The 10,392-nt window shown below is 65.7% G+C and carries 12 protein-coding genes; 9 read left to right on the top strand and 3 right to left on the bottom strand.

Going from position 1 to position 10,392, the window contains the following annotated elements; all coding sequences use genetic code 11:
- From cobA to KH616_RS14880, 4 genes are all read left to right on the top strand, one after another.
- Window positions 1-668: uroporphyrinogen-III C-methyltransferase (gene cobA, locus KH616_RS14865; protein WP_292247389.1), on the top strand; the 668-nt coding region annotated here is incomplete at its 5' end.
- The gene (locus KH616_RS14870; RefSeq protein ID WP_292247392.1) at window positions 665-1,042 is read left to right on the top strand and encodes a cobalamin biosynthesis protein; all 378 of its coding nucleotides are present in this window, start codon (window positions 665-667) and stop codon (window positions 1,040-1,042) included. The genes cobA and KH616_RS14870, both read left to right, overlap by 4 nt.
- A gap of 28 nt (window positions 1,043-1,070) precedes the next feature.
- Window positions 1,071-1,673, top strand: a complete 603-nt coding sequence (cobO, locus tag KH616_RS14875) for a cob(I)yrinic acid a,c-diamide adenosyltransferase (protein ID WP_292247395.1) — start codon at window positions 1,071-1,073, stop codon at window positions 1,671-1,673.
- Window positions 1,674-1,676: 3 nt separating this feature from the next.
- Entirely contained in the window at window positions 1,677-2,978 is a 1,302-nt protein-coding gene (locus tag KH616_RS14880; protein ID WP_292247397.1) for a cobyrinate a,c-diamide synthase, read from the top strand.
- A gap of 44 nt (window positions 2,979-3,022) precedes the next feature.
- Here KH616_RS14880 and KH616_RS14885 read toward each other — a convergent pair whose 3' ends face one another.
- Window positions 3,023-4,186: a M20 aminoacylase family protein gene (locus tag KH616_RS14885; RefSeq protein ID WP_292247400.1), complete on the bottom strand. Its 1,164-nt coding sequence runs from the start codon at window positions 4,184-4,186 to the stop codon at window positions 3,023-3,025.
- A gap of 218 nt (window positions 4,187-4,404) precedes the next feature.
- Between KH616_RS14885 and KH616_RS14890 the strand changes: the two genes are divergently transcribed.
- Window positions 4,405-4,941, top strand: coding sequence for a universal stress protein (locus KH616_RS14890; protein WP_292247402.1), 537 nt, complete (start codon window positions 4,405-4,407; stop codon window positions 4,939-4,941).
- Window positions 4,942-5,019: 78 nt separating this feature from the next.
- On the opposite strand, the gene KH616_RS14895 is transcribed toward KH616_RS14890, so the two are convergent.
- Window positions 5,020-5,232 carry a twin transmembrane helix small protein gene (locus KH616_RS14895; RefSeq protein ID WP_292247405.1) on the bottom strand — a complete coding sequence of 71 codons (213 nt, stop codon included), beginning with the start codon at window positions 5,230-5,232 and terminating at the stop codon, window positions 5,020-5,022.
- Between the two features lie 262 nt (window positions 5,233-5,494).
- Between KH616_RS14895 and KH616_RS14900 the strand changes: the two genes are divergently transcribed.
- From KH616_RS14900 to KH616_RS14915, 4 genes are all read left to right on the top strand, one after another.
- The gene (locus KH616_RS14900) at window positions 5,495-6,256 is read left to right on the top strand and encodes a YoaK family protein (RefSeq protein ID WP_292247408.1); all 762 of its coding nucleotides are present in this window, start codon (window positions 5,495-5,497) and stop codon (window positions 6,254-6,256) included.
- Between the two features lie 101 nt (window positions 6,257-6,357).
- Window positions 6,358-6,555 (top strand): ribbon-helix-helix protein, CopG family, encoded by a 198-nt coding sequence (locus KH616_RS14905; protein ID WP_292247410.1) that lies wholly within the window; start codon window positions 6,358-6,360, stop codon window positions 6,553-6,555.
- A 145-nt stretch (window positions 6,556-6,700) separates the two neighbouring features.
- Window positions 6,701-7,432: a spermidine synthase gene (locus tag KH616_RS14910; RefSeq protein ID WP_292247416.1), complete on the top strand. Its 732-nt coding sequence runs from the start codon at window positions 6,701-6,703 to the stop codon at window positions 7,430-7,432.
- Window positions 7,433-7,959: 527 nt separating this feature from the next.
- Entirely contained in the window at window positions 7,960-9,204 is a 1,245-nt protein-coding gene (locus KH616_RS14915; protein ID WP_292247418.1) for a M23 family metallopeptidase, read from the top strand.
- 411 nt (window positions 9,205-9,615) lie between these two features.
- Here the strand turns inward: KH616_RS14915 and KH616_RS14920 are convergent.
- Window positions 9,616-10,392: MFS transporter (locus KH616_RS14920; RefSeq protein WP_292247413.1), on the bottom strand; the 777-nt coding region annotated here is incomplete at its 5' end.

Genomic DNA, 10,392 nt, shown 5'->3' on the forward strand with positions numbered 1-10,392 from the left:
TCGACGATCTCGTGAACCCCGACGTGCTGGTTTTCGCTCGAGCCGATGCCACGATCGAATACGTCGGCAAGCGCGGTGGCCATGCATCGACGCCGCAGGAAACGATCATCGCCGCGATGCTCGCGCACCTGCGCGCGGGCCGCAGCGTCGCCCGCCTGAAAGGCGGCGACCCGTTCGTGTTCGGACGCGGCGGCGAGGAACTGATCGCACTCGGCGCGGCAGGCTTCCCGGTCGAGGTCGTCAACGGCATCACGGCCGGCATTGCCGCGCCTGCGGCGCTGGGGATTCCGGTCACGCACCGCGGCGACGCGCAAGGCGTGATCTTCGTCACCGGCCACGGCGCGGGAGACGACGAGCCGGACTGGCGCGCGCTCGCCGCGACCCGGATGACGCTCGTGATCTACATGGGGATCCGCCGCCTCGACGCGATCGTTGCCGCGCTGCGCGCCGGCGGTGTGCCGTCCGACATGCCGTGCGCGGCGATCGAGGCCGCCACCCGCCCGACGCAACGCGCCGTGCTGGCGACGCTCGACACGTTGATCGAGCGGGTCGGCGCGACCGGCATCGGGTCGCCTGCGATCGTCGTGATCGGCCGCGTTGCGGCGCTCGCCGCCGATCCCGCCGTGCGCGTCGCGCTCGGCACGACACCGATTGCGGAACGTGCATGATGCGCGTCGCCGTCGGCCTCGGCTTTCGCGCGGACGTCACGGTCGCGCAGTTCGAAGCCGCGATCCGCGCGGCACTCGGCCATTATCCGTCGGCGCAGCCTGCCGTCGTCGCGACGCTCGACGAGAAATCGCGAGCAGCGGCGCTGACGGCGCTGTGTGCGCAATACGGCTGGCCGCTCGTCGCCTTCGGCGCGGCGCAACTCGCGGCCCGGCCCGCACTTTCCGTCAGCGCACCGTCCGCGGCCGCCCTTGCCCGCTTTGGCATCGCGGGCGTCGCGGAGCCGTGTGCGCAGCTCGCCGCGCCGCACGGCCGTCTGCTCGGCCCGAAATTCGCACTGGACGGCGTGACGGTCGCGCTCGCCGGCCCGCTCTGACTTCCTTCTTTCGACAGGACTCTCGCCTATGAAAACCGATCCCGACGCCCATCAGCGGATGACCGAACGCCGCCGCGCCGGTCATGAGAAAAAACAGGCCGCTGCCGTCAACGAAAAGGGCTTGCTGATCGTCCATACGGGCAACGGCAAGGGCAAGAGCACCGCCGCATTCGGCATGGCGGTGCGCGTGCTCGGGCACGGCATGCGGCTCGGCGTCGTGCAGTTCATCAAGGGCGCGCTGCATACGTCCGAACGCGACTTCCTCGGCTCGGTCGCGAACTGCGATTTCGTCACGATGGGCGACGGCTACACGTGGAACACGCAGAACCGCGATGCCGATATCGCGACCGCGCGCAAGGGCTGGGACGAGGCGCGCCGGATGATCGAAAGCGGCGATTACCAGATGGTGATCCTCGACGAGCTCAACACCGTGCTGAAGTACGCCTACCTGCCGCTCGACGAAGTGCTCGCGACGCTCGCCTCACGCCCGGCTTCGCTGCACGTCGCCGTGACCGGCCGCCATGCGCCCGACGCGCTGATCGATGCCGCCGATCTCGTGACCGAGATGCGGCTCGTCAAGCATCCGTACAAGGAACAGGGCATCAAGGCGCAACGCGGCGTGGAGTTCTGACCGATGCCCGCCTGTCCCGCGCTGTTTATCAGCGCGCCCGCGTCCGGCCAGGGCAAGACCTCGGTCACGGCCGGCCTTGCCCGCCTGCACCGGCGGCTCGGGCGCCGCGTGCGCGTCTTCAAGGCCGGCCCGGATTTTCTCGATCCGATGCTGCTGGCGCGCGCGAGCGGCGCGAACGTGCATGTCCTCGATCTCGGCATGGTCGGCGAGGCGGGCTGCCGCACACTGCTCGCCGATGCCGCGCGGGAAGCCGACCTGATTCTGATCGAAGGCGTCATGGGATTGTTCGACGGCACGCCGAGCAGCGCCGATCTCGCGGCGGCCTTCGGCGTGCCGGTCGCCGCGGTGATTTCCGCGAAGTCGATGGCGCAGACGTTCGCGGCCATTGCCTTCGGCCTCGCCCGGTTTCGCGCGGACGTGCCGTTTCATGGCGTGCTCGCGAACCGGGTCGGATCGGCACGCCATGCGGCGTTGCTGCAACAGGCGTTGCCGGACGACCTGCGCTGGCTCGGGCATCTGCCGGCCGACGCCGGCATGGCGCTGCCCGAGCGTCATCTCGGCCTGCATCAGCCGGACGATATTGCCGACCTCGACGCGCGGCTGGACCGCGCCGCCGATGCGCTCGCGACCACGTCGCTCGCCGAATTGCCGCCCGCGGTAATGTTTATGGCGGCGCCGGCCGCCGAGCCGCTGCCCCGCACGCTTGCGGACAAACGGATCGCCATCGCGCGAGACGCAGCGTTCTCGTTCATTTACCCGGCGAATCTCGCATTACTCGAAACGCTCGGCGCACGATTGACGTTCTTTTCCCCGCTTGCCGACGAACCGTTGCCGGATGGCTGCGACGCACTCTATCTGCCGGGCGGCTATCCGGAACTGCATGCCGAGGCGCTCGCCGCGAACCGGCAAAGCGCGCACGCGATCCGCGCGCATGCGGCGACAGGCAAGCCGATCGTCGCCGAGTGCGGGGGCATGCTGTATCTGTGCGAGTCGCTGACCGGCGTCGACGGCACGACGACGCCCATGCTCGGGCTGTTGCCTGTCCGCGCGACGATGCAGCGGCGGTTCGCGGGATTGGGAATGCAGCAGCTCGATACGCGCGCCGGGACGATGCGCGGCCATACGTTCCACTATTCGCGGCTCGACACGCCGTTATCGCCCGCCGCAACGGCAGGCCGCCCGGACGGTGGCGCACAGGGCGAAGCCGTCTATCGGGCCGGACCGATCGTCGCGAGCTACATGCATATGTATTGGCCGTCCGCTCCGCTTGCGGCGGCGGCGCTGTTCGACGGCGCGTTGTTCTGACCGCGGACGGGACAAGGCGGCGGAGCATCGCGCCGCCCGGCACCTCAGACGAGAAAACCTTCGGCGAGCTTCACCCAGTACGACGCGCCCGTCGCCAGGACCGCGTCGTTGAAGTCGTAGCCGGGGTTGTGCACCATGCAGCCGCCTTCCCCGTCGCCGTTCCCGATGATCAGGTAGCAGCCCGGCCGTTGTTCCAGCAGGAACGCGAAATCCTCGCTGCCGGTCAGCGGCCGCATGTCAGCGATCAGGTTCGCGTCGCCGACCCATTCACGCGCGATGCCACGCGCGAACGCCGTCATCCGGTCGTCGTTGACGAGCACCGGATAGCGGCGCTGGTAATCGATCGTTGCCGTCGCACCGAACACGGCCGCCTGCGCATGCACGACTTCCTGGATGCGGGTCTCGAGCAGGTCGCGCACCTCGGGCTTCAGCGCACGCACCGACAGGCGCATCTGCGCACGGTCGGGGATGACATTCGGCGCCTCGCCCGCGTGGATCGCGCCGACCGTGATGATCGCCATGTCGAGCGGCGACACGTTGCGCGACACGATCGTCTGCAAGGCGATCACGATCTGCGCACAGACGACGACCGGATCGATCGCCTTGTGCGGCACCGCGCCGTGACCGCCGCGTCCCTGCACCTCGACGATCACCGTATCCGACGACGCCATGAACGGCCCCGGCAGGAAGCCGAGCTTTCCGGCGGGGAAGCCCGGCATGTTGTGCATCGCGAATACCGCATCGCACGGGAACTGCTCGAACAGGCCCTCGTCGAGCATTTTCTTCGCGCCGCCGAGCCCTTCTTCGGCCGGCTGGAAGATCAGGTTCAGCGTGCCGGAGAAGCGCCGTTCGCGCGCGAGGTGCTTCGCCGCGGCGAGCAGCATCGCCGTATGACCGTCGTGACCGCACGCATGCATCTTGCCCGGAATCGTGCTCTGGTACGGAAGGCCGGTCGTCTCGTGGATCGGCAGCGCGTCCATGTCGGCGCGCAGGCCAAGACGCTTGCCGCCGTCGCCGACCTGCATCTGCGCGACGACACCCGTGCCGCCGAGCCCGCGATGCACCGTGTAACCCCAGGCCTGAAGCCGCTCGGCCACGAGGTCGCTCGTTGCGAACTCCTCAAAGCCCAATTCGGGGTGTGCGTGGATACGGTGCCGAAGGTCGATCATTTCATCGGCGAGGCCTGCGGGAATCACGCTGAATGTCACGGTGTCGTCTCCTGTCCGGTCAAATATCGGTCAAGCATAGTCATTTCATCGACAACCGGACAGACGAAAACGCGTCACGCCAGCAACTTCTGGTTGCCACCCGAGACGCAGCCTGCCGTACCGTGACCCGGCTCACTATACTGAAATCAGCCGTCCCGGCGCAGACGACGGACGTCGAGCCGGACGACGCAATCGGGCTTCGATGCCGGGAGGAAGCCATGTTCACGCATCTGCTGGTGCCGACCGACGGATCGGCCCTCTCCGATGCCGCCATCCAGATGGCGGTCAAGCTTGCCAGGGAAAACAAGGCCAGGCTCACGGCGCTCCATGTCATGCCGCCATTTCACGTGATTACCTACGACACGGAGATGCTCTCCGACACCCAGGCGCGATTCGCCGAAATAGCCGCGCAAAACGCGGAAACCTGGCTCGCGGCAGTCGCGCGACAGGCCGGGGAAGCCGGCGTCGAATGCGAAACGGTGGCGGTCACCCGCGACCATCCCTACGAAGCGATCATCGACACCGCCACGCAGCGACAGTGCGATCTCGTGGTGATGGCGTCTCATGGGCGAAGCGGCATGCGCGGGTTGCTGATCGGCAGCGAAACGCAGAAAGTCCTGACGCACAGCGATATCCCCGTCCTCGTCGTCCGTCCGCCGATGTCTTCACGGACCCGTCACCAGACCGAGGCCGGCGAATCAGCCGACACGTCGTCACCGCAGCCGCCCCAACCATTCATCACGCTGCGCGCATGACGATCCGCGCCGGGTCATCCGGCGCGGCGCGCGACGCACCGGTGCCACGCTCACGCCAACTGCGGGCTTGTACCGGCCCTATCGCCCGATCGGCAGGCCGGTCGGCTCGATCCAGCCGAACCAGTAAGCAGCCAGCAGGCTCAGGAACAATGTGATCGACAGCCCGACGCGAGCCGCGAGCGACCACACCATGCGCTTGGTGGTGCCACGGTCGTGATTCATGAAATACAACGCCGAAATCATGCTTCCGATGATCAGGACGAAAGCGGCGGCAACGAGAAAGCTCTTCATGCTTGACTGGTGTAGCCACGACCGGCAGACGAATCGGCCGACGGGCCAGGGCCCATCGGCGATGCCGCGGTTGCGGTCAAAAGTAGGTGGTGGAGATGCGTCGCGTGCGAACGGGGCGTCGGCACGCCGAACGCGCATTATTGCATCGAAAGCGCGGCGCAGTTAACAGCGTATGATAATGCGGTTATCATCAAGCGAACATGCCGGCGCCACGCCGACGATCCCGTTGCCGCCAGTCCGGCAACTCAACGAACGACATCCGATGCCGGCGCATTACTTCCGAAGTATGGCGGGGAAGGACCGCAGTGAAAGCGCAAACCGTCAACTCGGGTTTTCGCTCGCGTTCATCGCCGGCGCGATCAACGCCGGCGGATTCCTGGCGGTCAGGCAATACACGTCCCACATGAGCGGCGTCGTGTCGGCGATCGCCGATCAGCTGGCGCTGGGCGATATTCAGCTGGTGCTCGCGGGCATCGGTTCGCTGGGTTCGTTCATCATCGGGGCCGGCTGCTCCGCGGTGCTCGTCAACTGGGGACGCAGGCGCGGCCTCCACAGCCAGTACGTGCTTCCTTTGCTGGTCGAGGCCGCGCTGCTCCTGACGTTCGGATTGCTCGGCAGCCATCTCGCGCTGTGGGAGGCCTTTTTCGTACCGGTCACGGTGATCCTGCTCTGCTTCATCATGGGCTTGCAGAACGCGACGATCACGAAACTGTCCGGCGCCGAGATTCGCACCACGCACATGACGGGAATCGTCACGGATCTCGGCATCGAGATGGGCAAGCTCTTTTACTGGAATTCGCCGCGGGTCGGCGCGGACACTCAGGCGGTGATCGCCAACCGTGCCAAGCTGAAAATTCACGCAACGATGCTGGTTTCGTTCTTCATGGGCGGCGTGACCGGCGCGGCAGGCTTCAAGCATGTCGGCTACGTCTCGACCGTGCCGCTCGCCGCGGTGCTCATTTCGCTGGCGATCGTGCCGGTGATCGACGACATGCTCGCGTATTTCCGTCGGTCGGATCGCTGACGCACGGCCGGATCGGCGGATCGCCGATCCGATGAAATCACGTTGCGCATCGAGCGCTGCATTATAATTTGATTAACATATTTGCCCGGCCCTTTCCCGCAATGGAAACGAAGACTGCACGATTGACCGTCCTGATCGACCCCGCCAAGAAGGAAGCGTTCGACATGCTCTGCGCCGCGCAGGATCTGACGCCATCCCAGGTCGTGCGGCAGCTGATTCGCGAGTATCTCGCGCAGCACGGCGTCACCTACAAGACGAAGAGCACGCTCGGCAGCCGGGTGCGCAAAAGCGCCGAATGACCTGACAAGGGCGCGCCGGAGCGATGCGATGCATTGTCTGCGCGGCCCGCTCGAAACCATCCTCATGCTGTCTGCCGATCAAGAATCCCCGGCGCTCGCTGCCGGGCACCGCGCCATTTCCACCACCGTGCCGATCGTCGAAGAAATGGATGGGCTCGTATCGCTGAGCTTCGACGATCAGGATCTGCAGAGCTGCATGTTCCGCCACGCTCCCGATGCCCTGGCGCTCGGCTACACCCGAACGATGATGGGTTTCCTGTTGTTTCAGGAAGCGCCGTCGCATATCGGGATGATCGGGCTCGGCGGCGGCTCGCTCGTCAAGTATTGCTACAGGCATCTGCCGGATACGCGCATGACCGTCGCGGAAATCAACCGCGATGTCATCGCGCTGCGCGAGCAGTTTCACATCCCGCCCGACGATGCCCGGCTGAGCGTGCGCTGCATCGACGGCGCACGATTCGTGTCCGACGCGGCGTATCAGTTCGATGTCCTGCTGGTGGACGGATTCGACGCGGGCGGTCTGCCGGCCGCGCTCGGGAGCCCTGCTTTCTACCAGCACTGCCGCGACCGGCTGCGCGAGCACGGCGTGTTCGCGGCGAATTTCCTGACCGACGATCCCAATCTCGGCTGCTATCTGTCCGGGTTTCGCGCCGCATTCGGTTCATCCGTCGCCATTGCGCCGGCCGAAGCCAGCGCGAACAACATCATCGCGTTTGCGTGGAAGAGCGATGCGGCGCATCCGCCGCTCGAAACCCTGATCGAACGGGCCGCGCGCCATGCCGACCGGCAAAGCGTCGATCTCGCCGAGGCGGCCGTGCGTATCGAACTCGGCATGCGCTACGACTGGCAGCAATTCGGCCTGCCGGGCACGCGCTGATCCTGCGCTCGCTTCGATTCGCCGGCATCCGGCGGCTCCGCGGTCGCTGAATCGACGATCGAGACGACGCGTCTGCGCAGCCATTTATCAAGTCACGCGGAGGCGATGCACGACGCCGGTTTCGATGCGCAGCACGCACCCGCCGCGTTGCGATCCGCGTGAAAAAACGACCGGATCCCAATTGGGATAACGTAAAAAGTCCCTGATTTATTTCATTTTTCCGCTCTGCGAAACAAGTCGCCCGACCCTGTTTAAAATTTTTACCAATCTGCGGAACATCGGTAGACTGACGCTGTCATTTTTCTTTTGCGTCTTCGTGATAACCGGGTTCCGACCCGGCTTACGCGCCGCCGTTCGGAGCAGGCTGCCGCCTGTGCCGTTGGGCCGAACGGCAACGACACGGGTCCCGCGCGGGACCTGTTTTGTTGCACGCCCGCTGTCTCTGCACCGTCGCCACTCGACACGCGTCCGGCCAGCGTCCTTGCCCACACCCATTCTTTCGAACCATTTCCTGGATGTGGACGCCCTTGGTCAAGTCTGCCGTACACCCTGAAGTTTCCGCACCGCGCCCTGCCCGCGCCCGGCCAATCATGCGCACGTTGTTGCCCGCCGCCGTGCTGGGCGCACTGGCGGCGCTCGGGCTCGCCGCCGCACTGCCGGCGGTATCGCAATTGCCCGATATCGCCGACACGAACGCAGCCGCGCTGCCGCAGCGCGTGCTGTCGGATACGCCGTTTCCCAGCGCACAGCATTTCGTCACGCGCGAGCTCATGCAGACGATCGGCGAGCCCAATACGCGACCGGGCCTGTTCGCGCCGTTCAGTGCGCATCGCAATGACATGCTCGGCTACACGAACCTGTTCACGCTCGGCACGCCCGAGCCCGATCACGGCCTGCGCGCGGGCAATATCGAGCTCACGCTATCCGATACGCTGAACCGGCTCGATCTGCCGCCCGAGGTTCGCATTCAGTTCGGCGATCTCGTGACCGGCAAGGTGCCGATGCGCGCGAGTGCGCAGCATGGCGACTACTACCGTCTCGCGTTCGATGCGAACGACGGTGCGCCGCGCCTCACCGCGCTCGAGTTGCGCGTCGCGGGCCGCACGTTCGGCGCGATCTGGTTCAAGCCGCCCGGCGCGGACAAGGGCGCGTACTACGCGCTCGATGGCTCGCCGCTCGAGGCGGCGGCCCTCACGATGCCCGTCAAGTGGACGCGCATCAGCTCGTTCTTCGGAGAGCGCATCCACCCGCTGTCGCAGGCGATGGCGTTCCATACCGGCGTCGATCTCGCCGCTCCCGCCGGCACGCGCGTCGATGCCGCCGCCAATGGCGTCGTGTCATTCGTCGGCACCGATCCGGGCGGCTATGGCAAGTACGTCATCGTCGATCATGCGGACGGCTATTCGACCTATTACGCGCATCTGTCCGCGTTCGCGCATGGCCTGAAGGTCGGCAATGCGGTTCGTCAGGGCGAACGAATCGGCTCGGTCGGTATGACGGGCGCCGCAACCGGGCCGCACCTGCATTTCGAGATCCGGGTGGCCGACCAGCCGGTCGATCCGCTCGTCACGCTCGCGAATGCACAAACGGCCCTGTCCGACATGCAACAGACCGCGTTCAGGCAGGAAGCCGCACAATGGCGCTTCCGCCTTGCGTCGATCAACACCGCGCCGTTTGCACTCACGCAAACCGACGGCCCGCTGTGGGGCGATTTCGCCAGCGACAAGTCGACGTTGCGCGCGGTATTCAATGCGCATTATTCGGCATCCTGACAGGACCGTCGTCGCTGTCTGGGCCTGACCGGACGGTGTGCCGCATGACAACACGGATCAGGCGGAATTCATGATGACGGCGCGATCTGGACACGGGAATCCGCAGCGGCCGCGTGCGTGACGCGCCTCAACGCCGGTCGCTGCATCGCGCGACTCGCGAGGCGTCGCGGGCAAAAAAACGCCCGCTGCAGGAGCGGGCGCGAATCCCAGTCAAGAAGGTGTCACACGAACTACGGGTTCAGATTACGGGGATCGCCCGCGATCGGCAACGAATCGATTTCGATATCGTTATCGCGCCTCGCGTGATCGGCCTATCCATCGAAACGCAGTCGCCCGGCTGCAAAAAAAATGGCGTCCCGCCTGTCCACGGAACGCCATCCTTCGATTCACATCAATGCGAGACACCGCCGATTACGGCTCGAGGCGCAGATACCCTTCCTTGCTCGGGTCACGCATCTTGTACGACACGAGCAGAGAGACCGCGCACAGTACGGTCACGTACCAGTAGAACGTCTCCTCGCTGCCGATCGACTTGAACCAGAGCGCAACATATTCGGCCGAGCCGCCGAAAATCGCATTCGCAACCGCGTACGACAGCCCGACGCCCATCGCGCGCACTTCGGGCGGAAACATCTCCGCCTTGATGAGCCCGCTGATCGACGTATAGAAGCTGACGATCGCGAGCGCGACCGTGATCAGCACGAACGCCATGACCGGGCTCGTCACGTCCTTCAGCGCGTGCATCAGCGGCACCGTGCCGATCACCGAGCACACGCCGAACAGGATCATCGACTGGCGGCGGCCGATCCTGTCGGACAGCGCGCCGAACACCGGCTGCAGCAGCATGTACACGAACAGCGCGACCGTCATCACGTTGCTGGCGGTCTTTGCGTGCATGCCCGCCGTGTTCACGAGGTATTTCTGCATGTAGGTCGTGAACGTATAGAAGATCAGCGAGCCGCCGGCCGTAAAGCCGACCACCGTGAAGAACGCGCCCTTGTGCTGCCAGACGCCGCGGATCGTGCCGGCGTCCTTCTTGTCGCGCGATTCGCTCGTCGATGTCTCGTCGAGCGACTTCCGCAGATACAGCGAAATGAGCGCAGCCGCCGCGCCGACCACGAACGGGATGCGCCAGCCCCACGCCTTCAGCTCGGCGGCCGACAGCGTCTGCTGCAGGATCACGAGCAC

Origin of the sequence: Burkholderia sp. (assembly GCF_018375725.1) — a bacterium.
In the GTDB taxonomy this organism is placed as follows: Bacteria; Pseudomonadota; Gammaproteobacteria; order Burkholderiales; family Burkholderiaceae; genus Burkholderia.

Excerpts from the sequence above, each read along its gene's own strand:
- cobO (WP_292247395.1), top strand. The coding sequence starts at position 1,071 with ATGAAAACCGATCCCGACGCCCATCAGCGGATGACCGAACGCCGCCGC.
- KH616_RS14880 (WP_292247397.1), top strand. The coding sequence starts at position 1,677 with ATGCCCGCCTGTCCCGCGCTGTTTATCAGCGCGCCCGCGTCCGGCCAG.
- KH616_RS14910 (WP_292247416.1), top strand. The coding sequence starts at position 6,701 with ATGGATGGGCTCGTATCGCTGAGCTTCGACGATCAGGATCTGCAGAGC.
- KH616_RS14870 (WP_292247392.1), top strand. The coding sequence starts at position 665 with ATGATGCGCGTCGCCGTCGGCCTCGGCTTTCGCGCGGACGTCACGGTC.
- KH616_RS14895 (WP_292247405.1), bottom strand. The coding sequence starts at position 5,232 with ATGAAGAGCTTTCTCGTTGCCGCCGCTTTCGTCCTGATCATCGGAAGC.
- KH616_RS14890 (WP_292247402.1), top strand. The coding sequence starts at position 4,405 with ATGTTCACGCATCTGCTGGTGCCGACCGACGGATCGGCCCTCTCCGAT.
- KH616_RS14905 (WP_292247410.1), top strand. The coding sequence starts at position 6,358 with ATGGAAACGAAGACTGCACGATTGACCGTCCTGATCGACCCCGCCAAG.
- KH616_RS14900 (WP_292247408.1), top strand. The coding sequence starts at position 5,495 with ATGCCGGCGCATTACTTCCGAAGTATGGCGGGGAAGGACCGCAGTGAA.